The sequence below is a fragment of the Gordonia sp. DT30 genome (assembly GCF_049844915.1).
Taxonomy (GTDB): Bacteria; Actinomycetota; Actinomycetes; order Mycobacteriales; family Mycobacteriaceae; genus Gordonia.
In genome coordinates this window covers 1-23,291 of record NZ_JBNCLY010000037.1, presented here as the reverse complement: position 1 = coordinate 23,291, position 23,291 = coordinate 1, and the positions used below count along the sequence as shown (strand labels likewise).

Below are 23,291 nucleotides of genomic sequence, written 5' to 3'. Positions count from 1 at the left end.
ACACCCACCTCGGGGCCGTGAACCCCGACGCCCACCGACGCTCGGGCACCCACACACGGCCCGACCCCGGAAATCGGCCCTCAGACCACCCATCCGGGCTCAACCATCACGCAGCGTCGCCACACGAAAGATCGAGGCTAGGGTCGAAGCGATGCTGGCAGCGTTCTCGATGGAGTCGGTCGAGAACGCTGCCTTATGGCGTCTGGGCACTGCTGGACCAGGGCAGTCGGTCCCTGAAGGGGTCGGCGGCTCAGGCCCGCCAGATGGCAGGCCCAGCACGGGAGATGACAATGTTCGGGACCACAGCTTTAGCAGACATCCGTGTCAGTGCAACGACCATTTCGGCGACATCGGATGACTGCAACATCGTGTCCGGCTCGACACTGTCGGGCATCTGTGCGGTCATGTCAGTGGCCACGAAGCCTGGCGACAGTGCGGTGGCGCTCACGCCGTTGTCTGATTCTTCCAGAGACACGGCTTCACACAGTGAGATCAGACCGGCCTTGCTTGCTCCATAGGCCGACAACGTTGACTCGGCGGCCACTCCGGTGATCGATGCCAGCGCCACGATCCGTGCTCCCGTGGCGGGATTGCGTGCAGATGCTTTGCGCAGCAGAGGAAGTGCTCGTTGGACAATGAGAAACTGAGACCTAAGATTCACGTTCATGACCAGGTCGTAGTTCTTCATCGACATTTCCCCGACCGTGCCTGCTGCGGCAACTCCCGCGTTCATGACGAGAAGGTCGAGATCGCCGAACCGGCGCTCGTGCTCATCGACGAGGCCGGGCACCTCCGTCGCCGTAGCGAGGTTCGCGACCACCGCATGAACGGTGCCGCTACCTTCGGTCCGCAGTATCTCTACAGCCTCAAGAAGCCCCGCTTCTCGACGTGCGGAGATGGTGAGGTCGAATCCTTCGCCTGCCAATCGTCGAGCAATTTCCAGGCCGATTCCGCGTGATGCGCCCGTGACCAGTGCGCTGCGCGCCGGTAGTGCGTCATCGTGTTGCCACTTCTGAGGAGCCGACTCGACAGCCATGTGCTACTGCCTTTCAATTGGGGGAGTGGACTATTCGTCACTCATCAAGATAGCGCGAATCCAGATCTGAGTCAGCGTGTGGGTGGTGAGATCTTCGTCGTAGGGCTCGTCGAACGTCGACCAGTGTGCGTAGCTGGCCAGCATCGCGACGAGGGCTCCAGCGGTCGTTCGTGGGTCGATATCGGTGTAAGCCAGCCCGCGGTCCTGCAGCGCACGGATGATCCGCTCGATGCGCGTCACGTGTAGTGCACGTCCGCTCAAACGAAATGCCTGAACGTCTGGATCGGCCGTAGCGACCTGCTCCATCAGCGCGAGGATTCGCGCATGCTGGTGATGCGTTCGCAAATAGCGACGATTGGCCTTCTCCAGATTCGCCGCCGTGTGCCCGGGCACGTCTTCCGGTGCCTGGGCTACAGCTTCCTTGATTAGATCATCGACCTGGCGCACGACCTCTTGAAAGACTTCACTTTTGGACCGGAAATAGGTGTAGAACGTCCCGTGGGACACCCCGGCCTCGGCAACGATGTCCGATACACGGGCGTCCATGTATCCGTCGCGATCGAACACCGCACGAGCACCGTCGACGAGGGACTGGTGTGTGGCCTCCGACTTCTTGGTGATGCGTTCTGCTGCCTTGATTCGTCGATCGGCCGAGACCCCGGTGGGAATGTGTCCACCCCGGGTCACGCGACTCTCACTCCCGTTCTGCGGTATCGCCACAGCGCATTCCTCGCATTCTGTGTGCCGCTGTACCGCGGCGACTGCCCTGCCAGTTCGAGACGCCGCCGGCAATCCCCCCATGACAAGGGATTACCGGCGGCCTCAACTCTGTTACGGGACGTCTACGGTTGTTTGGCTGCTGCCGTTGTGGACGGCTCCCGTTCTCGAAGACTGTCGTCAGGATCGGGATGGAGCGTGTTTGGGTGTGCTGCGTCGCTCTCAGGTCGCTCACGACGGATTGTCTTGCGTGCCGCCCATCCGGCGAAGGCGACGGCCGCGATGAGGGCGACTCCGTTGAACATCGCGGGGAGCCACTGCACGCCGGTGACCAGCTGAAGGCCCTTCACGCCGGTCGCGAGCACGTACACCGCCAGCAGGGTGCCCCAGATGTTGACACGGCCCGGTGTGAACTGCGTGGATCCCAAGAATGCCGCAGAGAATGCAGGCAACAGCAGGGCCGGTCCAAAGGTCAGGGATGGACCGTTCTGCGACGCGTAGAGAACCCCCGCCGCGCCGCTGATCCCAGCAGACGCGATCAGCGACATCCACGTCCACCCACCGACGTTGACGCCGGAGAGGCGAGCGGCTTCGGGATTGCCGCCGATTGCGTAGAGGTAACGCCCGACGGGCGTCTTCGCCAACACCCACCAGACGATGAGGGCTAGCACGAGAAGGTATAAAACGATGATCTGGAATCCACCGGCGAACTGGACCTGCGTCAGGTTGTTCCATGTCTCCGAGACAGGCGGCAGCGGCTGAGATTCACCGGCAGCGATGACGATGAAGGCGCCGACGATGGATGAGCTGCCCAACGTTGCGATGAAAGAGTTCACCTTGAAGACCACAACGACCAAGCCGTTGAGAGCGCCAATCACCAGAGAAAGGCCCACCGCCACTGCAATCGAGGACCACACTCCCCATCCGTGGTTGGACTGCAAGGCCGTGACGACGATCGCCGAGAACCCGACCACGGCGCCGACCGAGAGGTCGAATGTGCCCGCGGCCAATGGGATGGCGATCGCGATACCCAGCATCGCGGCGACGGCTTGGCTATCTGCCACGGTGTGCAGTGTCACCGTAGTCAGGAACAGGTCGGGGACCCAAATGGCGAAAGTGATGATGAATATGGCCCACAAGTAGAGGCCGCTGAAGCGATTGAATCCGAGTGACGGAAGTTTTGTCGGTCGGGTCATGAGATAGCACCACCATCGTGTATGAGACGCGAAATACGTTCGGGAGATATATTTTTGGCTTCGATGTCAGCAACGAGACGTCCTCGTCGCAGGACCAGAACTCGATGACAGAGGGCGGCGAGTTCGTCAGTGTCGGAACAGCTGACGACAACTGCGGCGCCGTCGAGTGCAGCATGCAACAGCTGCTGGTGGATTGCCTCCTTGGCTGCCAGATCGACACCCTGTGTGGGCTCGTCGAGCAGAAGCAGGCGAGGTCGGCGCCGTAACCATTTGGCGAGTACGACCTTTTGCTGATTGCCGCCGCTGAAGCTCGCCATGGGCATCTCGGCTCCGTCGGCGGGGCGCACGTCGAGTTGCTTGAACCATGAGCTGACCTCGGCGTCCTCCTTGTTGCGCCGGATCATGAAGCGATTCCAGAAGGGAGCAAGGTCAAGAAGCGTCAAATTCTCGCGAGCCGTGAGCGTCATCAGGGCACCCAGGTTTTTGCGATCGGACGGTACGAATGCGGTGCCGGCTCGAATGGCGCTTCGAGTGTTGGACTTTGGCACCGCTTTTCCGTCGACCGTCACCGTACCGCCGTCGCGAGGTGTCGCACCGAAGACCGCCGCGAGTGCACCCTCGCGCCCGGATCCTGTGATCCCGGCGATCCCGGTGATCTGATGTGACCGGATGTCGACGCTCAGATCGTGGATATGTTCGGCTACAAGATTTTTCACGGAGAGTACAGTCTCGCCGTCATCATCGAAGGTTGCGGTCGCAGCGCGGCTCGTGCGAGCGAACTCCTCACCCACCAAGAGGCCCACCAGATCAGGTCGGGTGAGGCCGGCCACCGGCCGTTCGGCGATCTTGCGTCCGTCGCGAAGCACCGTCACTTCGTGAGCGAGATCGAAGATCTCGTCAATGCGGTGGGTCACGTAGATGACCGCTACGCCGCGGCTTGCGACCGCGCGCACTGTGGCGAGTAGTTTGTCGACATCGCTGTCGGGAAGCGTGGCGGTCGGTTCATCGAGGACCAGAACGCGGGCGGGGGCCGACGGATCTGCCCGTAGTGCCCTGGCCACCGCAACACCTGTGCGCAGCGCCGGTGACAATGCAGATATCGGCGAGTCAGGGTCGACGTCGTCGAGTCCGGCGACCGCCAGAAGTTCACTGGCAGTTCGGCGCAGGGTGCGGGCACCGATGGTTCCCAGACGCGTCGGGAACTTGGTGCCGAGGCACAGGTTGTCGGCGACCGATGAGGTGGCGATGAGTCCGAGGTCTTGATGGACGAATCGCGCGCCGAGCCGATGGGATGCCGCCGGGTTGCCGAACGGCAGCTCCGTTCCGCTGATCGTGATCTGACCGCCTGCATCGGGTTTGTGGAATCCAGACAGGATTTTGATCAGCGTTGATTTCCCGGAACCGTTTTCACCCAAGAGTGCGTGCACCTCGCCGGCGCGGACTGTGAGGTCCACACCGGCGAGAGCAACAGTCCCGGCGAAGGTCTTGCGTACCCCGGTGATTTGCAGATTCGGGGCAGTAACGTCATCGCGAGGCAAGGTAGTCACCGGACTCAGCTGACCTTCCACAACGTCTTGAACTGTTCTTCCCAATCGGCCGGATAGTCGAACGAATCGGAAGGTGTCACGTTGCTGGCTTTGGTGATCAGCATCTTGTTGATCTGCACGTCTTTGGGCTGCTCCATTCCGAGCGAGAACCGCAGCGCGGCATCGACAACCAGCCATGTCGTGAAGTTGAGTGACGTTGGAGTCACAGCCGCGAGCTGACCTGAATTGACCGCAGCCTCTTCAGCCTTTTGAGCAGATCCACCCGCCAACTTCACATCCGTCAGGCCGGCGGCCTTCAGGGCCTCGGGTGTTCCGGCGGTGCTGACCTGATTGTGTGAGATCACGTATTTGATTGCCGGGTCCTGCTGTAACGAGGAGATGATGGAGCTGGATGCCTTACCTGCCACCACGTCGGCGTACGGAAGCTTGAGATCCTTCACCTCGCATTCAGCGCAGCCGGCTTCGACGGTCTTTACAAAGGCATCGCGGTAGACCGTGCTGGTACCGATCTCGGGGGTACTGAACAGTAGGGCTTTGCCTTTGCCTTTGGAGTCTGCGATGAACCACTGCGCGAGGATTTCTGCGCCCTTCGCGGTGGCGTCGGGGCCACCGATATTGGCAGGAACGGTCGCGCTGAGAGGAACTTCACCGACGTTTTGCGGTATGAGGGCGACTCCGGCTTTCTCGTAATCTGGAATGACGCCCTGCCAGACGGCGTAGGGGAGAGCGACGAACCCGACAGCGACCGGCTTCTCCTGCAGTGCCTGCTTCAGGCCGCTGACGAGGGTTGCCGGGTTGGCGGCTTCGAAGTTCAGAACTTTGAGGTTCCAGCCGACGGCCGCGATCGCCTCTTTCATGAAAGTCGTGATGATGGAGCACTGCGGTGCTTCGCATTGCATCCAGACAAAGGTCTTGCCCTTGGCCGGCGCGGAGGTGAGCGGGGTGTCGACGCCGATACCGGTGGGAGGGGTCGAGTATTCCTTTACGAGAGCCTCGGCCTTCGCAACCTCGGCGGAGGTGTCCGAAGAGCCCGACGGCGCGGCTGTGTCAGAACCGCCGTCGTCTGAAGAGCCCCCACAGGCGGTGAGAATTAATGACGTCGTCAATAGTAGGCCGGTCGCGGCGAGTTTTCCTCGCCGCCAAGCCTTGTGACTGAACATCCAGAGCCCTTTCGTTCATGGTGATACACATCAGCCGGAGCCCTCGGATTGCTGCTCCGACAAGCGATTCCATGCGTGCCGACTACCCAGGATTGGGTGCACCGGAGGCGGCTTAATTTATCGACATATATGTCGACTACGGGAAAGCTAGCATCGATGCATGTGTGGCGCAAGACACAATTTTGTAGAATCTCGACGGCCATCACTGCCACGCTCTGCTGTTACTGCTGTGTCGTCAGTCGTCGCAGAGAGCCGTCGGATTTGGCGGCGACACCAAATGACTTGTGAATGAATGATATTGAGTCTTCATGTCGACGTCCTCTCCGTGAGACCTGGTCGTTGAAGTCATCCGGGTCCGGGTGAGAATCGATAGTGCGCGCGAGCGGATCGGTTGTGACCCACCGAGTTGAGCGGGGACTGCAGATCGTTGATGCGCGCGAACGCCCGATCAGCGGCCGTCGGCGCTCAGATGGCTCGCGATGCGTCGTGCTCAGCGGTCGTCGCCAGGTGATGTGGACCGTTGCGGCGCGCAGGTGTGACGTGTAGCATACGAAATCGACATCAGTGTCGAAAAGATTCTGTTTCGGTGGTGCCAGCGAAATCGACGTCTCGCCACCATCTCTCGCGAAGGGGAGCCGTATGCCCACAGACTCGTTGTTCATAGATGGCAAGTGGAGATCGTCCCAGGGAACTGACGTGATCTCGGTGATCAGTCCGTCGACAGGGTTGGAAATCGGCGTTGCTGCGGACGCGACTGCTGACGACGTCGCGGCCGCGGTCGCTGCGGCGCGGAACGCTTTCGACCATGGAAGTTGGCGGCATCTGGAAATGTCCGAACGAGTAGCGGTGGTGACTCGGGCAGCGGACACCCTTACGCAACGTATCGACGAGATATCGGCCCTGGTGACGTCCGAAATGGGTGTGCCGATCACGCTGTCGACCGCCATCCAGACCCGCACCGTGGATTCGATGCATTTCCTGTGCGAGCTTGCCTTCAGGACCAAACTGCAGGACGTCAGATCCGATGGCGGGAGCACTGCGGTTGTGAGAGAACCGGTCGGAGTTGTCGCCTCCATCGCGCCGTGGAACGGGCCGTTCGCGATGGCGGTCAACAAGATCGTCACCCCAATCCTCGCTGGATGTGCAGTCGTCTTCAAGCCTGCGCCCGAAACCCCGTTCGACGTCGCACCCTTGGTCGACGCGCTACAAGCGGCCGGCCTGCCGGACGGCGTTCTGAACGTCGTGACAGGTGGAGCGGCAACCGGACAGGCATTGGTGGACAGTCCGGAGATCGACAAGGTCTCATTCACGGGCTCGACGGCTGCCGGTCGCGCGATCGCGTCGGTCTGCGGCCAGAATCTCAAAGGCGTTCAACTCGAACTCGGGGGCAAGTCCGCCGCAATCGTGCTCGAGGACGCCGACATCAACACCTTCAGAGCCGGGATCTCCAAAGGTTGCTTCATGAACTCAGGTCAGGTGTGCGTCGCGCTCAGTCGAGTGCTCGCGCCACGCAGCCGATATGACGAGGTGGTTCAAGCTCTCGTCGCCGCTGCCGGCGACTGGAAGACCGGCGACCCCTTCGACAGCGCCACCACGTTGGGGCCACTGGTCACCGAGCGTCAACGCGATCGCGTCGAATCGTATGTGGCATTGGGCATCAAGGAAGGCGCCAGGTTGGTCACCGGAGGACGCAGGCCTGCAGACCTCGACACCGGCTGGTTCGTGGAACCGACCGTGTTCGCCGATGTCGACAACTCCATGCGGATTGCGCGAGAAGAGATCTTCGGACCGGTGGTCGTCGTCATTCCCTATGACACAGAGGCCGACGCGATCGCAATGGCAAACGACTCCGACTATGGCCTCCATGGTGCGGTGTTCACGGAAGACCTCGACCGCGCTGCGAAGGTTGCCGCAAGCATTCGTACCGGAACGTTCTCGATCAACAACTACGTCTACAACAACCGGGCGCCGTTCGGTGGCGTCAAGGCGTCCGGAATTGGGCGTGACTCGGGACAAGAAGGATTTGAATCGTTCTTCGAGCTCAAAACGATCAACCTCGCACCGGGAATGGAGGGGCTCTACCAGGACTCCTCGGAGCGGTCGAAAACCCATGCCTCACAAACAATATAGTCGCTCGGTCATTGCCATTGAGGTAGCAATGGTGCGCCGAAAGCTGATCGATTACCGCACGGGGCGACGGGTGGCACGACGGCCTCATTATTTCGACGCCACCAATGCATTAGCTGCGTCTCGTATACCAAAGGATGAAGATATTGCCAGGTTTTGACTTCTTGGACGGCGTCACGGTTCTCGAGGTGTCGCAGTATGGCCCCGACGCGCTCGGTGGCCACCTCGCGGACCTGGGAGCGTCGGTCATCAAGATCGAAGCACCCGATGTGGGCGATCCCGTCCGGTTCAGTGGACCATACGCGGTGGGCGGACCCAATGGCGTCGGGTTCTTGCACCTGCGCTGGAATCGTGGGAAGCGAAGCATCACCCTCGATCTCGGCTCACCGGGCGGGGTTGCATCGTTCAAGGAGCTGGCCGCCGACGCCCAGGTTGTGATCGAAGGGATGCGGGCGGGCGTCCTGGAGCGGTTGGGACTGGGATACGACGAGCTACGTAAGGTCAACCCTAGGTTGGTCTTCTGCTCTCTGTCAGGACTCGGGAGTTGGGGCGACTACCATACACAGGGTTCTCATGGACCGTCGTACGACGGATTCGGCGGTTTGTTGAAGCGAGCGGACGGCTCGCTTCCGGAGTCGCCGGGTACGCCGGTCGGGATGTACGCGATGGGTCTCTACGCAGCCCTGGCTACGACGGCTGCAGTTCGTCGTGCCGAGCGAACCGGGCTTGGAGCGATGGTGGAGATCGCAGCAGCAGACTGCGCGGCCCATTGGCTGCCGACGGGTGTAGACCCTGGACTGAACGCGGATTCGATTGTGGCGCGACCCGGTTTCGCATCCGACGACGGCAAGATGACATATTGGCCCCGCCTGACGCCGTACGAGACATCTGACGGTCGAACAATCATGTTCCAGGCGATCAAGGAGAAATACTGGCTTCGTTTCTGTGACGTCGTCGATCGGCCAGACCTCATCGAGATTTACGCATCCGCCGATGAGGTGGGCGAGGCCGACAGAACTGTTCATGCCCAACTGATCGAGTTCTTCGCACAGCGACGCTACGTAGACCTGATGAAAGTCTTTCTCGCCAACGACATCCCTGCGCTACCCGTGAACTCTCATGCGGAACTGGCAACAGATCCCCACTTCTTGGCTCGAGACAACATTTACGAGGTCGAGGGGCCGGGGGGTGAACCGTTACGGCTCACCGGCACCCCGATCAAGGTTCGGGGACAGGGCTTCTCGCCGCACCTTGCACCGATGCTGGGTGCGGACACCACGACAATCCTGAACAATCGGGCGCAATCGGAGCACGCATGACCGAAATATGGACAATCGAGATGTCCCAGGACCTCGAAAGGATGGCGGAGATCGCCGAGTCGGTCGAGTCGCACGGATGGGACGGGATGCATGTCACCGACTCCCAGAATCGCTCGCCGGAACCTTACGTGGCACTGACAGTCGCAGCCCTCGCGACCACTCGTCTCGGGCTCGGTATCGGAGTCTCCAACCCGACGACTCGTCATCCGGCTCTCGCCGCCGCCTCCGCGGCCAGCGTGCAGCGGATCTCGAACGGCCGGATGACTCTGACGATCGGTCGGGGCGACTCTTCGGCAGCCCAGATCGGTGGAGGCCCGGCCACACTCAAGTACTTCGAACGTTACGTCCGAGCCCTCCGACGCTACCTCAACCGAGAGCCACTGACCCTTGAAGAGGCCCACCAGTTCCTCGTGGGTTCGGTGCCGTCGATCGACAGCCTCGGGCTGGCCGGCAATCCGCTGAATAGCTCCCTCGGTTGGCTTCGTGAATCAGATCCGGCCGTTCCACTAGAGATAACCGGCAGCGGTGCGAAGGTTTTGGCTATTGCAAGCAGAGTTGGCGAACGTGCGATGGTTGCAGTGGGCGCCGATCCGGAACGGGTCGACTGGGCGGTCACAACGGTCCGCGCGCTGGGCGAACGCCCGGTCGGGGCATTCGTCAACGTGGTGGCACACGACGACCCCGCGGTGGCGCGCAGACTGATTCGTGGTGTCTTGGCGTCGACGGCAAGGTTCTCGGTGATGCACGGCGTTGTCAACGGTCCGGCGGATTCAGATTCACAGAAAGTGTTGTCTTCGATCCACAGCAACTACGACATGAATGGGCACGGCACCGCAGGGTCACATCAGTCTGCTGGTATCTCGGACAGATTTGTCGCGACCCACGGAATCGCGGGCACGCCCGAAGAGTGCGTCCGGCGACTGCGCGAACTGGAAGAGCTCGGTATCAGCAAGTTCGTAGTCTTTCCGGTCGGGCGCCGCGCAGATGCAGTCGAGGCCGAGAGGGCACGGACGATACTCGACAACGAAGTCGTCCCCTTCTTCTCGAATGCTCTGCGAAAGCCGGCGAGTGAATTGTCACACCAATGAGGCCGACTGATACCCAGGCCTGTCCATCAGCTCCGAAAACAACCAACCTGGGAGGTCGTTATGTCTGTTGAGACATGGACTCTGCTTCCGACGTTTCCGAAAGTGGCTGCACGAGAGGCGATTCGCTCAGAAGAGGAGGGGTGGACGGGAATACTGCTACCCGACTCCCAGAATCTGGCGGCCGAACTGATCGTCGAGATGACCATGTGTGCGGCACGCACCGAGCAGATACTCATCTCGCCGGGCGTGACCAACTCGGTGACAAGACACCCCGCTGTGCTTGCCGGCGCCATGGCTACGCTTCAGGCGGAAACCGGTGGCCGGGCGGTCATGGAGATCGGCCGGGGCGACTCGGCACTGGCCCATCTCGGCTTCGCGGGAATGAAGGTGGCGCCCTTCTGTCGCTACATCACTGCTCTCCAGACGTATCTTTCGGGGGGCGAGGTCGACTTCGACCCGTCATTTGTTCCGGCAGGACAACCCAGCATCTCCGAACTCGGCCTCGGCCAGGAACCCGAGGCCAGCAGCTTACGGTGGCTGCGGCCCTCGCAGAAGAAGGTCCCGGTCGGAATAGCAGCCACCGGACCGAGAATGATCCAGATGGGTGCCACACTCGGCGACGGTGTGTCCTTTTCAGTTGGCGCGGATCCCGGTCGGATCGGAAGCGCAGTCGATATTGCCAGGAAGGCCCGCGTCGACGCCGGCCTGGATCCGGACACTCTGAGGATGGCGGCCTTCATCAACGTCGCCGTCCACGACGACATCGACCGTGCCGCAGCGATCACAGCGGGCAAGCTTGCGAGCTTCTCTCGATTCTCGGTCATGAATGGAACCGTGACTGGTGTCGGTGCAGGGGCGGACACGGCGGTACTCGAGAAACTTCATGGGAACTACGACATGGTTGCGCATGGGCGAACAGACGCACAGCACGTCGAGACCCTGACGCGAGAGTTTGCCGAACGCAATGCCGTCATAGGCTCACCCGCACAGTGCCTGGAGCGATTGAAGACTCTTCGTGACCTCGGCATCACGCGGTTCTTTTTTACGGAAGATTTCTCGCGCGAGGGTGCGAGCGGTGAAGCCCATGACAACCTCGTCCGCCATGTTCTCCCGGTGGTCAACTCATGGTCATGAATCGGGTCGGCGGCGCAAATCCCTTGACGTTCAGCAGGACCGACGCCTATAGTCTCGACATAGATATCGAAAAGAACGAAAGCGCGAGGCGTTCCTGCTTCGCAGTCGTCTGGTCGGAAATCAGCCACTGGCCAGGCCGCGTAACTAGTTCAGCCTACAGGGGTAAGACCACGATTCGCTTGCGGGAGATCGGCTCCGCACGCGCGTTGCAAACTCACGTCGCGAGACACCGAGTGACACGAGTGCAAGCGATGCACGGACATTTAGGTCGCCCGGCAGCGACAAGTCATGAGGTGATGGTGTGAATCAAAATTTGGTGGAAGTACTTCGTTTCTGGGCTCGCTGGCAACCGGCGAAGGTGGCGGTGCATTGCGAGGGTGTCGAATACACCTGGTCTGAACTCGATCAGCGTACCGATGAGTTGTCTGCCGGCCTTGCCGCTGCGGGGGTGGGTAGGGGTGACGTCGTAGCACTGGTCACCACCAACTGCCTCGAGTTCGTCGAGGTTCTGTTCGCCACGCTCAAGGTCGGCGGGACCGTCGCACCGTTGAACATTCGCTGGACCGGGCGTGAGTTGGCGCATCCGCTGCGGGATTCGGCGGCTAAGATCATCGTCACCGAAAAGCGGTTCCTGGACCGTATGTCCGTGGTCGCGGAGGAACTACCGGAGATCGCGATCTACTCGCGCGACGGTGGCGACGTCCTTGCTTTGGATACGTTGCGTTCTAAGGGTTCTTGTTCGCCCCACATGGACATCGAACCCGATGCGACGGCATTCCTGGTCTACTCCTCTGGTACCACGGGGTTTCCCAAGGGCGCCTTGGTGACACATGCCGGGGTGATCTCTGCCGGGATTGCGAAGGTGATCCCCAACGGACTCACTCCCGACGATCGACTGCTGGTGACCAACCCGCTTGTCTACACGAGCGGTTGCCTGACGAAGTTCATGGAAACCGGTTTCATGGCCGGAGCCGCCTCATATCTCGTCAGCGAGTTCGATCCGGAGTCGACCCTCGATCACATCGAGCGCCACAAAATCACGACGATGTCGTCGGTGCCGATCATCATGGAACGGATGCTCGCGTCTCCGACCTTTGACAAGCGAGACCTGTCGAGTCTGAAACGAGTCTGGATTGGCGGAGCGCCCGTGTCGCCCGCGCTCCTGAGCGCATGGAACGAACAGAATGTGCCACTGATCCAGGCGTACGGCCTTACCGAAATCTCGGGCGCGTGCGTTCTGATCCTGCACCCCGACGAGGCATGGTCCAAGGCCGGTTTCGCCGGTCGGCCGATGTTGTTCCACGAGGTGAAGATCGCTCGCGCCGACGCCACCACCGCCGAGGTGGGCGAAGTTGGCCAAGTCCTTCTTCGGGGCCCGGCAGTGATGAAGGCGTATCTGAACCTGCCCAAGGAAACTGCATCCACCCTGGTCGACGGATGGCTGTGTACCGGTGATCTCGGATTCGTCGACGCCGACGGGTACGTGAAGATCGTCGACCGTCGAAACGACCTGATCATCTCCGGGGGAATGAACATCTACCCCGCTGAGATCGAACGGGCTCTTTCGGGATTGACGAACGTCGACGAACTCGCAGTAATCGGTGTCGCCGACCAAAAGTGGGGAAACGTGCCACTCATGGTGGTGCCGGATACGTCCCAGATCGACAGAGAGGAGCTCGCCCTCCTATGCCAACAGGAGTTGGCTGACTACAAGCGGCCTCGTGCAATGGTGAGCTTCGGTGGCCCCTTGCCACGGACTCTGTCCGGAAAGATCGAGAAAGGCGCCTTGCGCCGTAAGTTCGAAGCGCTACCGACGGACGCCGTCGCACTGTCTGGCAGCCGGGACAAAGCGAAAAGTGGATCTCAGCCGGCGCTCTAGGGGTCTTCTCCACTGCGCCATTTTGCCCAACTAGGTCCGCTCAGCCTGCGGGCCACCACCAGAAGGATTGACGAATGACCTCAGTCAAGCATGAAGTCGCCGAACAGCTCACGACTCATCTGCGCAACGACACCACCGACCAGGCGGCCGAAGAACTTCGAGTTCCGATCTCGGACTTCGTCAGCGAGGAACGTGCAGTGCTGGAGCGGGATCTCCTCAAACGGCTCCCGGTGATCATCGGGCGCAGTTCTGAGATCGCCAAGCCCGGCAACTTCATCACCCGGGAGGTCATGGGCATACCAGTGATCGTCTCGCGCCAGTCGAACGGACATGCTGCGGGCTACGTCAACATCTGCCGGCACCGCGGCGGGCGGGTCGAGGACGCCGAGTGCGGGAGTAAGCGATTTTTCACCTGCAAATACCATGGTTGGAGCTACAGCGGGGACGGCGGAGGTCTGCGTGGAGTCCCCTACGACAAGTTCTACACCAATGTTGACCGTGACCGGAACAGCCTGCATCTGTTCAAGGTCGAAGAAAAGCATGGGTTCCTGTTCGCGGACTTCTCCAGCGATTCCGAGCGAAACATCACCGACTGGCTCGGCCCTGAGGTCAACGAGCAGTTGGCATCGTTCGATCTCGAAGACGCGGCAATCTACCTCGACAAGTCCTTCACTCTCGACATCAACTGGAAAGTCGTTCTCGACGGTGCGATCGACGTCCTGCATCCGAAGTTCCTGCACCCCGAGGGTGTCGGAAAGTTGATCGAGACCAATACGAGCGTGTGGAAGGACTACGGCCGTCACGGCCAGGTCTTCAGCCCGAGAACGAAGATGGGTGACTTGATTCGTGCAGGCGAAGAGATCGAGGCGGCGTGGAAACTGATCAGCTGCAACCTGTTCGTATACCCGAACACGATGGTGATTGCAGCACCGGACCACGTCGAACTATGGACAGTGTGGCCCGATCCGCACAATGCCAATCGCTCGACAACGCAAATTCGCTTCCTCGCGGACGCCGAGCATCTCGCAAGCGAACGGGGACAGCGACGGATGGCGAAGAGCTGGGAGATCCTTGAGGATGCTGCGGTCAACGACGACTGGCCCATGGAGCTCACGATCCAGCAGAACTCCGAGGCCTGGCCGGACGGTACTTACTTGTACGGACGCAATGAGCAGCCCTGCCAGCATCTTCACCGTCAGTTGGCCAAGGATCTCGGCATAGAGCTCGACGGAATCACCGGATAACCGTGCCGCAGTCGGACATTGAAGGATCGATCCCGTTCCGCTGGTTCGAAGAGGCGCCAGCGGACGGATATCGGAATGATCCAGACGTCCGTCACGCGTACACCTCGATGATCGACGCTGTGCGGAGGTTCCAGGACGCTGTTGCCGGCTCCGTGCCGCCGCCCGGCGTCAGTCATCAGATAGAAGCTGCACTCGCGCGGATGGTCGATATGATTGCCCCGTTTGCGGTCGGTGAAGACAGGCAACTGTTCAACCGCGTGCTTGAAGTATCCGGGCGCGCACAGTCATTCACCCCTGAGATTGTCTTCGATCATTCAGATACCGACGAGGTGCAAGCGCGGGTTGTATTCAGGCGATTCCACCTCGGTGGCGGCGGAGCTGCGCACGGCGGGGCCGTATCGCTGGTGTTTGACTCGTTGCTGGGTGGGCTCGCGAACTCGGGCCGTTCTCGATCTCGAACCGTGCACCTCGAGATCGACTACCGCCACATCACTCCCGTTGACACCGAACTCACTCTCTTCGGAAGAGTGGTCGAAGAGAAGGGCCGCAAACGGTATTTGACGGGCAGCCTTATGGACGGCGACACGATTCTTGCTGAAGCGAACGGGCTTTTCCTGGCGCTACTGCCAGGACAGCAATGAGACTTTGTGCGGTCGCTGTCCGGGAGTGGTGCTAGACGCCGCTCACTTCTCGTGGAGGCCAATGGCTCTGACCCAGATTTGGGTCAGGGTCTTGGCTGTCAGATCCTCGTCGTAGGGGTCGTCGAGCGTTGACCAGTGCGCGTAGCTTGCCAACATCGCGACAAGTGCGCCGGCGGTGGTGCGTGGATCGATGTCGGTATAAGCCAAGCCGCGTTTCTGAAGTGCGAGAATTGTCCGCTCGATGCGTTTGACGTGCATCGCGCGACCGCTGAGGCGGGACTTCTCGACTTCGGGATCGGCGGTCGCGACCTGCTCCATCAATGCCAGTATTCGAGCATTCTGGTGATGGGTGCGTAGGTAACGCCGGTTGGCGTTTTCGAGGTTGGCTGTTGTCTGCCCGGGCACGTCCTCCGGTGCGTGGGCCACGGCCTCTCTGATCAGTAGGTCTACTTGCCGTATTACCTCTTGGAACACTTCGCGCTTTGATGGAAAGTAGGTATAGAAGCTGCCGTGTGAAACGCCGGCCTGGGCGACGATATCCGTCACCCGTGCGTCCATGTATCCGTCGCGCTCGAAGACTTGGCGGGCACCGTCGACGAGCGCCTGGCGTGTGATCTCGGACTTTTTGGTGATGCGTTCTGCCGCCTTGACCCGCCGGTCCGCCGACACGCCGGTGGGAACGTGTCCGCCGCGGGTCACACGCGTGGTGGTCTCACTTTTTGGGATCGCCAACTCGGGCTCCTCATCAGGAAACGGCACGCCTACCGCTGCACCAGCGGGCTCGGTGTTGCCGACATTTGTACGCAGTACTGCACCATCATAGAGCTATCGACATCTGAGTCGGTTTTGCGTGCGGCCGAGTCGCATATCGGGAGGTCCGTGCGCTTGGTCCATGGTCGTCGGTCGGATCTGGCCTTGTGCTTCGACATGCATGTCGATAATCTTGTGTGGCGCGACGTGATCCAGCTCACTGACGCCTCGAAGACGGGACGGTTTCGTACCTATATCTGGAAATCGCGGCGCCACGTCGACCTAAGCGAACAAAGTCTTCGATTCCACCGGCCTGACTCGCCAGCGCGCGTATTGAAAGGAACGATCGAGTGTCTAAAGAACCGAATGTCCTCAAACAGGGCGCACAGGTCAGACGTTCGTACTGCCGCGCCTGCTACAACGCGTGTGACCTCGACGTTGTTGTCCTAAACGAACACGTGGAATCAATAAAAGGCCACGGTGACAATGCCGTGTACGACGGCTATACGTGTTTGAAAGGGCGAGTGCAGGGTGTCCTACTCCAGGACCCCAGAAGGCTCCTGAACTCGTAGAAGCGGGGGGCCGATGGCGAGCATGCGCCAACTCCGCTCGATACTGCGGTGAAAGACATCGCCGCGCGCCTGAGTTACATCAGGACGCACTTCGGGCCAGATGCTATCGCTTTCTACGCAGGTACGATGGCGACCTCGAGTGCGACGACCAGCAAAATGCTCGACGCCCTTCGACTCGCGATCGGCTCACGAATGCGCTTCGGACCAGCCACGATCGACAAAGCCGGTAAGCAGGTGGCCGAAGCCCTTCACGGTCGGTGGCAGGCGCCCGTGTCGGGTTACTCGGATCCCGAAGTCGCGTTGCTTCTCGGTATCAACCCACCGATTTCCTATCAAGGTGCTCCTCGAGGCAACCCCGCGTTGTGGCTTCGTCAGCAGAGTGAACGAGGGATGCGCCTGCTGGTGATAGATCCTCGCAACACCGAGACGGCTCGACGTGCAGACGTGCACCTACAACCCCTGCCAGGACACGACGCGGCCATGCTGGCAGCAATACTGAATGTGGTGTTGGCCGAAAAGCTCTACGACGAAGCGTTCGTCAACCGCCACGTAGAGGGATTGGAACGACTACAGCAGACGGTGTCTCGCTTCACGCCTGCTGTCGTGGCACAGATCGCCGATGTCCGCGCGGAGGACCTGGTGGAGGTCGCACGGGTTTTCGGTGCGTCGCGGCGAGGCTACGTCTCGGTCGGCACGGGACCGAACATGTCGGGCCCAGGGAGTCTCGTCGAGTATCTCGCGATCAGCCTCGACACACTGTGCGGACATGTCGCCCGTGAAGGCGAGGTGGTGCGCAACGCGCCCTCACTCCAACCGGCATCCACTTACCGTGCGCAGATGTCACCGCCGAAGCAGGGCACCGGGTTCGAGCCATTCCTCACCGCTTCGGGTTTAACTACGAGCGCCGCCGGTCCGCCTATCGCAGGCCTCCCCGCCGAAATCACCCGCGATGATGATTCGCGTGTACGCGCGCTGATCTCATGCGGTGGAAACCCGGCATCGGCATGGCCCGGACAACGCGTCGTGGTCAACGCACTGGAAGAACTCGATCTCCTCGTGCAGGTCGATCCCTACATGTCCAATACCGCCCGTGTCGCGGACTACGTGATCGCGCCGACCATGCCACTCGAGGTGGCGGATATGACGCAGCATATGGACATGATGACCGGACTGTCCATCGGATATGGTCTCGCGGACTCGTATGCCCAGTACACCCGACCTGTCGTGGCACCTCCCGCCGGGAGCGAGGTGGTCGAGGACTGGCGCTTCTTTTACGATGTGGGTCGCGAGATGGGACTCCAACTCGCCATCAACAGGCCCAATAGGGAACCAGTGCCGCTGGACATGAAGACAGCGCCGACCACTGACGAACTGTTAGACATCTTGGCCGAAGGATCAAGAGTCCCACTCCAAGTCGTTCGTCAGGCAGAAGGTGGTGCCCTGTATCCCACGCCAGAGTGCCGGGTCCAGCCCGCCGATCCCGAGACCGCCGGAAGGGCGGATGTCGGGAACGAGATGATGATGAGCGAACTGCTCGCAACGCCGAGTGTCGAGATCCAGGCCGATCCCCAGTTCGACCTCCGCCTGATCCCACGACGTGTTCAGCATGTCTTCAACTCGTCGTCCCACCACCCCGACACCGCCCGCGGAGGATCGGTCAACCGCGCGTACGTCAACCCGGAGGACGCCGCTGAGCGGAGTCTCGCCGATGGCGACGAAGTGCTCGTGCGTAGCCCGCTGGGCGAACTGACAACCATTCTCGGGCTCGATCGCCGCCTGCGCCGAGGGGTGGTCTCGATGACGCATTCCTACGGCGGTCTCCCGGATGATCGTCGCAGCGATCGCCCGGCCGGTGCGAACCTGGGGCTGATCGTCGGTCTGGACAGACTCCAGCCGCACACTGGACAGCCTGTGATGAGCAACATACCGGTATCCGTAGCGGGTGCTCCGTCGGACGAATTGACTGGCTACAACTGAGAACTCGTTCCTTCCTCGCGGGGCAAACGTCCTAAGCCACCCGAAAAATTGGCCTCGTTTGACTCAAGCGCAACGTCGGTGGGTTCTTTTTGACGACGACGTCTCAGCTCGCGCGCAGGAACGCGATTCGCTTGATCCCCGGTGATCGACGCCGTCGAGGCGAGCCGTTGCAAAACGGACTTGTGATGCGTGTCAAAGGTCGAGCATCGACATGTAAGTCGGCGCCAGGAGTTCGAAGACCCTCAGCCGTTCGACTCTCCGAAATCCAGTCGAAACTTCGCAAGTTGGATTCTGCACCGGAATGTCATCGGTGACTTGTATCGTGGCGTATTGAGTCATTGACTCGATGTCCTACATCGGAGCCATGTAGGGAATGAACGCAGTACGGATGAGTCTTATGCCTTCCGCGTTGCCGGCGTCCGTCTGATCACCTGCCGACAGAGGTCGATCGCCGGTCCATCCCTGCACGGGACGGGCCGGCGATTTCGTGTCTCCTCCTTTCTCGCAGGACGATTCGCTGGCACAGAACTCTGGGATTCGTGACGGCGAAGCGTTCGAATTGCTGTTGTCGGGTCAGCTGACCTTCCACAGCGTCTTGAACTGTTCCTTCCAATCCGCCGGATAGTCGAACGAGTCCGATGGGGTTATGTTCTGGGCCTTCGTGATGAGCATCTTGTTGACCTGAACATCTTTGGGCTGTTCCATCCCAAGCGAAAAACGCAGTGCTGCATCGAGAACGAGCCAGGTCGTGAAGTTGAGCGAGGTCGGGGTCACAGCGGCGAGCTGACCGGAATTGACCGCGGCTTCCTCTGACTTCTGTGCGGATCCGCCGGCGAGTTTGACGTCGGTGAGGCCGGCAGCCTTCAACGCCTCTGGGGTGCCCGCCGCGATCGCCTGGTTGTGCGAGATCACGTATTTGATCGAGGGATCCTGTTGCAGCTTCGCGAGTATGGCGCTAGGGGCCTTTCCGGCAGCGACATCGGCGTACGGGAGCTTCAAATCTGTTATGTCACAACCGGTACAACCTGCTTCGATGGTAGAGTTGAATCCTTCTACGAACGCCTTACTCGGTCCGAGTTCGGGCGACGTGAAGAGGATCGCCTTACCTTTTCCTTTGGAGTCGGCGATGAACCAATTGGCTAGCATCTCTCCACCCTTGGCCGTAGATTCGGCACTGCCGATGTTGGCCGGCACGGTCTCGCTGAGCGGTACATCACCGACGTTCTGCGGGATGATCGCGACGCCGGCCTTTTGGTAGTCGGGAATGACACTCTGCCACACGGCGTACGGCAAGCCAACGACACCAACTGCAACGGGTTTGTCTTGCAATGCCTGCTTCAACCCGCCGACAAGCGTTGCGGGATTCGCAGTTTCGTAGTTAAGCACCTTTAGGTTCCAACCTACTGCGGCGGTGGCCTCCTTCAGTTGACCGGTGATGACCGAGCACTGCGGTGCGTCGCACTGCATCCACACGAAGGTCTTGCCCTTTGCGGGCGCCCCGCTCAGCGGTGTATCGACACCGATGCCGGTAGGCGGGGTTTCGAACTGTTTGACCAGGCCTTCCGCTTTGGCGACTTCGGCTGAAGTATCCGAAGATCCTGACGGCGCTGCCGAGTTAGATCTTCCATCGTCTGAAGAACCCCCACAGGTGTCACTTGCCAGCGTGATGGGACCGCTGGTTTGCCAGGAGGATGGGACCACCTTGGCGCGTTATTGAGGATGCTCGGGGTGGGTGGTGGCGTCAAGTTGTGCGCGGGTGCGTTGGCGGTAGGAGGGGCCTTCGATGGTGAGGGTGTGGGCGTTGGCGGTGAGTCGATCGATGGCGGATTGGGCGAGCATGGTGTCGGCGGTCATGGCGAGCCATTCGGCGGGTTCCCGGTTGCTGGTGAGGATGGTTGTTTTGGTGCGGTGGCGGTCGATGACGAGTTCGTAGAAGTCGCTGGTTTCGGTGGCGTCGAGTGGCCGCAAGGCGAAGTCGTCGATGATGAGTATGTCGGTGGCTGTGAGGCGGCGGAGTTCGGTGTCGAGGGTGTTGTCGAGGCGTGCGGCGCGTAGGCGGTGGAAGAGTTTGTCGGCGCGGGAGAAGGCGACTGTGTGACGTCGTCGGATCGCTAGGTGTCCGAATGCTGTTGCGAGGTGGGTTTTTCCGACTCCGACGGGTCCTTGGATGATCAGCGATTGGCTGGCGTCGAGGAAACGCAGGGTGGCGAGGTCGTTGAGGAGGGTGTGGTCGTAGCGGAGGTCGTCGGGGGCTTGCCAGTCGGTGAGGTGCATGGTGGGGTCGAGTCCTGCTTTTTTGGATCGTAGTGTGGTGCTGCGTGTTTCGCGGCGTGATACTTCGTCGGCGAGAAGGTTTTCCAGGAAGGTGATGTGGGAGAGTTTGTGTTGGCGGGCCAGCGCGGCGCGTGCGGGCAGGGTGTCGGCGAGAGCCCCGAGTTTGAGGGCTTTGAGCAGGCCGAGTAGCTCGTTGCCGATTGGTTCACCGGTGCGGGTGGTCATGGTTGGTGTCCTCAGATGTGGTGGTGACTGTCAGCGGTGTCGGGTTGGTGAATTCGGATGCGTTCCGGGCGAATCGGGTGATTTGCTCACCGGCGGCTTTCGGCAGTATCGGGGCAGTGGCCTCGGTCGCTTTGTCCAGCATGGACCGGATTTTGAGGACCGAGATGACATCGAAGTCCAAAGCTCGAGAACACGCGGTATCGACTGGGTCGGCCCCGTATTTCTTGACCAGCCCGAGGAGGGCGTACCCTGCGCGCATCCGGGTCCATGGGAGCCGATCATCGAGGACACGGGCCATGTAGATGCCGATGTGGGTGCCATGTCTGTCCGCGGCGGCGATCAGGGTCGTGATGTTGCGCATCGCCATCGCCGACTTGTGGTCGGGGTAGTCGTCGGGATCAGTGTTGCGGGTGCCGGCGGGCATGCGGGGATGGGTCTTGATCACCCGCCCGCCCACGCTGAACCGCACCTGTACCGCATCGGCACGCACATCGACGGTCTGCCCGATCCATTGCTCGGGCAACGAATAGAGGGCGTTACACACCGAGGCGTGGAAGTCGCGGTGCACCTTGACCTGTTTGAAGACCGGCACATCATAGGTGGCCGGGGGCGGCAACAGTTGCGGCAGCTCGTCGGTGGTGAACAGCTGCAACGGCGGAGTTCGGGTGGTGCCGTGAATCCGTTCGCCCACCTTCATCGACCAGGCACGCGCCGCGGTCTGCGCGTCGGCGAGGTCCCGGAATGCTTCCCCGGCCCAGAAGTTGTCCTGCACGTACCGGATGGTGCGTTCCACACGCGGTTTGTCGGTCGGCGTGCGCACGCGGGCGGCATCGGTGACGAACCCGGCATGCTGGGAGTAGTCCAGCCAGCCGACCGACAGTTGCGGATTGAGCGTATCGGACTGTGTAACAACTGGTTTCATGTTATCAGGAATCAAGACTTTGAATACCCCGCCGAAGAATTCCCAGGCCGCCTCACATCCCTCGATGACCGCGGTCAGGGTTTGAGAATGGGTCAGCCACACGAACATGTGCCGCGAGTACACCGCGGTCAGCACCAGCGCATGCATCTTGCGGCGAGCCCCGGTCTCATCGACATACATGCCCAGATAGCCGAAATCGATCTGGCACTCCACTCCCGGATCCCCATCATCGATCCGAACGGTCGTGTTCGAGCGGCTCCAACCGCAGCGATCGGTGGCAAACCGCACCAACGTCCGGTACGGCACCACACAACCCTGCCGAGCAAGTAACTCGTGAACCTTGGTCAGCGTCAACGGTTTCCGCGACGTCACCATGTCTTCACCCAGATCGCCGGCCAGCCATTTGGTGATCTGGTCGGCCCACGGCTCCAACTGCTGCCAGGACTGGCCATGCCCATTCGGGCGCAACGGACGGACCCCCTCGATCACCGCGCCGATCAACTCATCAGTGACCGCCTCAGCCCCGGCTTCCCGCGTCAGACCCGCCGCCTGCGCCGCGGCCACATACCGGCGTACCGTCTTGCGGTCCAAACCCGCATGTGAGGCGATCATCCTCAACCCCATCGGAGCAAGCCCGGCCACCCCCAACCACAACCTCAGAACCTCTCTGATCTCTTCCACGTGGACCTCTCTGTAAGCCATGCCATCCATCAGAACGGCAAACGGAACGACCACCGACGCAACGCGCCGGTGGTCCCATAACTGGCAATCCAAGTGGTCCCATGCTCGTGGCAAAAACTAGCTCAGAGTGGTCCCTTCACGCTGGCAGATGACACACAGGCAGTCAGAATCAGCGACGTCGCCATTACCAGACCGGTTGCTGCGAGTTGGCCTCGCCGCCAGGCCTTGTGACTGAACATCTAGAGATCCCCTTTGGTCAAGGTGGTACACGTCGGACGATCGACAGAACATGCTCTGTGCCATCCGGTTTCGTGCGAGTCATCCACCCATGAGTGGGTGCACCAACAGATACTCGGTGTCGACATCTATGTCGACTACCAGAAAGTAGCATCGTTTCACATGTGGCGCAAGACACATCACGAGCAAAACGTGACGAGGACGCACTGGCTCGGAACCGAGCTCGACGTCCGGTGTGGATTCAGGTCCTGTTCACCCTTCGAGGCGGATGACTTCTACCGGAACCCCGGTCAATTGTGCTTGATTTGACAGTGGCTCATAGGTTCCCGGACCGTGCGGCATGAGCTCATTGACGTTCACCCCAGGGCGCTCCCGCGAAAGCCGAAGTCCGTCCTGGAGGCCCCATCCATGCTCCATCGAAACGACACCTTCGCGCAGGTAGGGATCGATCGAGGCTCCGACGGTGACCTCACCGAACGCGCTCCGAACTAGCCTCGATTTTTCGTGCCGGTTGTTCAGTGTGCGGGTTTCGCCTCGGATCGGGTTGGTCCGAGGCGGTTTTCGG

The 23,291-nt window shown here is 60.8% G+C and carries 19 protein-coding genes; 9 read left to right on the top strand and 10 right to left on the bottom strand.

Annotated elements, in window-relative coordinates:
- Positions 1 to 250 precede the first annotated feature (250 nt).
- From ACLQ3C_RS20885 to ACLQ3C_RS20865, 5 genes are all read right to left on the bottom strand, one after another.
- The gene (locus ACLQ3C_RS20885) at positions 251 to 1,036 is read right to left on the bottom strand and encodes an SDR family NAD(P)-dependent oxidoreductase (protein WP_425707017.1); all 786 of its coding nucleotides are present in this window, start codon (positions 1,034 to 1,036) and stop codon (positions 251 to 253) included.
- A gap of 30 nt (positions 1,037 to 1,066) precedes the next feature.
- The gene (locus ACLQ3C_RS20880; RefSeq protein WP_425707016.1) at positions 1,067 to 1,756 is read right to left on the bottom strand and encodes a TetR/AcrR family transcriptional regulator; all 690 of its coding nucleotides are present in this window, start codon (positions 1,754 to 1,756) and stop codon (positions 1,067 to 1,069) included.
- A gap of 122 nt (positions 1,757 to 1,878) precedes the next feature.
- On the bottom strand, positions 1,879 to 2,949 hold the full coding sequence (locus tag ACLQ3C_RS20875) for an ABC transporter permease (RefSeq protein ID WP_425707015.1): 1,071 nt from the start codon (positions 2,947 to 2,949) through the stop codon (positions 1,879 to 1,881).
- On the bottom strand, positions 2,946 to 4,496 hold the full coding sequence (locus ACLQ3C_RS20870) for a sugar ABC transporter ATP-binding protein (RefSeq protein ID WP_425707018.1): 1,551 nt from the start codon (positions 4,494 to 4,496) through the stop codon (positions 2,946 to 2,948). Before ACLQ3C_RS20870 ends, ACLQ3C_RS20875 begins: the two co-directional genes overlap by 4 nt.
- A gap of 5 nt (positions 4,497 to 4,501) precedes the next feature.
- Positions 4,502 to 5,656: a sugar ABC transporter substrate-binding protein gene (locus ACLQ3C_RS20865; protein ID WP_425707014.1), complete on the bottom strand. Its 1,155-nt coding sequence runs from the start codon at positions 5,654 to 5,656 to the stop codon at positions 4,502 to 4,504.
- Between the two features lie 639 nt (positions 5,657 to 6,295).
- On the opposite strand from ACLQ3C_RS20865, the gene ACLQ3C_RS20860 reads away from it, so the two are divergent.
- The 7 genes from ACLQ3C_RS20860 to ACLQ3C_RS20830 all read left to right on the top strand — a co-directional run bounded on the left by ACLQ3C_RS20860 (position 6,296) and on the right by ACLQ3C_RS20830 (position 15,088).
- The gene (locus ACLQ3C_RS20860) at positions 6,296 to 7,786 is read left to right on the top strand and encodes an aldehyde dehydrogenase (RefSeq protein ID WP_425707013.1); all 1,491 of its coding nucleotides are present in this window, start codon (positions 6,296 to 6,298) and stop codon (positions 7,784 to 7,786) included.
- Between the two features lie 134 nt (positions 7,787 to 7,920).
- Complete coding sequence (locus tag ACLQ3C_RS20855) at positions 7,921 to 9,102, top strand: CaiB/BaiF CoA transferase family protein (protein WP_425707012.1); 1,182 nt, start codon at positions 7,921 to 7,923, stop codon at positions 9,100 to 9,102.
- A complete protein-coding gene (locus ACLQ3C_RS20850) occupies positions 9,099 to 10,190 on the top strand; it encodes an LLM class flavin-dependent oxidoreductase (protein WP_425707011.1) in 1,092 nt (363 codons plus the stop codon). Before ACLQ3C_RS20855 ends, ACLQ3C_RS20850 begins: the two co-directional genes overlap by 4 nt.
- A gap of 102 nt (positions 10,191 to 10,292) precedes the next feature.
- On the top strand, positions 10,293 to 11,324 hold the full coding sequence (locus tag ACLQ3C_RS20845) for an LLM class flavin-dependent oxidoreductase (protein WP_425707010.1): 1,032 nt from the start codon (positions 10,293 to 10,295) through the stop codon (positions 11,322 to 11,324).
- A gap of 301 nt (positions 11,325 to 11,625) precedes the next feature.
- The gene (locus ACLQ3C_RS20840; RefSeq protein WP_425707009.1) at positions 11,626 to 13,203 is read left to right on the top strand and encodes a class I adenylate-forming enzyme family protein; all 1,578 of its coding nucleotides are present in this window, start codon (positions 11,626 to 11,628) and stop codon (positions 13,201 to 13,203) included.
- 74 nt (positions 13,204 to 13,277) lie between these two features.
- Positions 13,278 to 14,447 (top strand): aromatic ring-hydroxylating oxygenase subunit alpha, encoded by a 1,170-nt coding sequence (locus ACLQ3C_RS20835; protein WP_425707008.1) that lies wholly within the window; start codon positions 13,278 to 13,280, stop codon positions 14,445 to 14,447.
- A 2-nt stretch (positions 14,448 to 14,449) separates the two neighbouring features.
- Positions 14,450 to 15,088 (top strand): PaaI family thioesterase, encoded by a 639-nt coding sequence (locus ACLQ3C_RS20830; protein WP_425707007.1) that lies wholly within the window; start codon positions 14,450 to 14,452, stop codon positions 15,086 to 15,088.
- Between the two features lie 42 nt (positions 15,089 to 15,130).
- On the opposite strand, the gene ACLQ3C_RS20825 is transcribed toward ACLQ3C_RS20830, so the two are convergent.
- On the bottom strand, positions 15,131 to 15,847 hold the full coding sequence (locus ACLQ3C_RS20825) for a TetR/AcrR family transcriptional regulator (RefSeq protein ID WP_425707006.1): 717 nt from the start codon (positions 15,845 to 15,847) through the stop codon (positions 15,131 to 15,133).
- Between the two features lie 341 nt (positions 15,848 to 16,188).
- On the opposite strand from ACLQ3C_RS20825, the gene ACLQ3C_RS20820 reads away from it, so the two are divergent.
- Together ACLQ3C_RS20820 and ACLQ3C_RS20815 are read left to right on the top strand one after the other, a co-directional pair.
- Positions 16,189 to 16,410 carry a hypothetical protein gene (locus ACLQ3C_RS20820; protein WP_425707005.1) on the top strand — a complete coding sequence of 74 codons (222 nt, stop codon included), beginning with the start codon at positions 16,189 to 16,191 and terminating at the stop codon, positions 16,408 to 16,410.
- Positions 16,411 to 16,458: 48 nt separating this feature from the next.
- Entirely contained in the window at positions 16,459 to 18,387 is a 1,929-nt protein-coding gene (locus tag ACLQ3C_RS20815; RefSeq protein ID WP_425707004.1) for a molybdopterin-containing oxidoreductase family protein, read from the top strand.
- Positions 18,388 to 18,960: 573 nt separating this feature from the next.
- On the opposite strand, the gene ACLQ3C_RS20810 is transcribed toward ACLQ3C_RS20815, so the two are convergent.
- From ACLQ3C_RS20810 to ACLQ3C_RS20795, 4 genes are all read right to left on the bottom strand, one after another.
- Positions 18,961 to 20,088, bottom strand: a complete 1,128-nt coding sequence (locus tag ACLQ3C_RS20810) for a sugar ABC transporter substrate-binding protein (RefSeq protein ID WP_425707003.1) — start codon at positions 20,086 to 20,088, stop codon at positions 18,961 to 18,963.
- A 9-nt stretch (positions 20,089 to 20,097) separates the two neighbouring features.
- Positions 20,098 to 20,886, bottom strand: coding sequence for an IS21-like element helper ATPase IstB (gene istB / locus ACLQ3C_RS20805; protein ID WP_425707002.1), 789 nt, complete (start codon positions 20,884 to 20,886; stop codon positions 20,098 to 20,100).
- Positions 20,867 to 22,510 (bottom strand): IS21 family transposase, encoded by a 1,644-nt coding sequence (gene istA, locus ACLQ3C_RS20800; RefSeq protein ID WP_425707001.1) that lies wholly within the window; start codon positions 22,508 to 22,510, stop codon positions 20,867 to 20,869. Before istA ends, istB begins: the two co-directional genes overlap by 20 nt.
- Before the next feature lie 468 nt (positions 22,511 to 22,978).
- A partial coding sequence (locus ACLQ3C_RS20795) for a molybdopterin dinucleotide binding domain-containing protein (RefSeq protein WP_425707000.1) occupies positions 22,979 to 23,291 on the bottom strand: 313 nt, incomplete at its 5' end.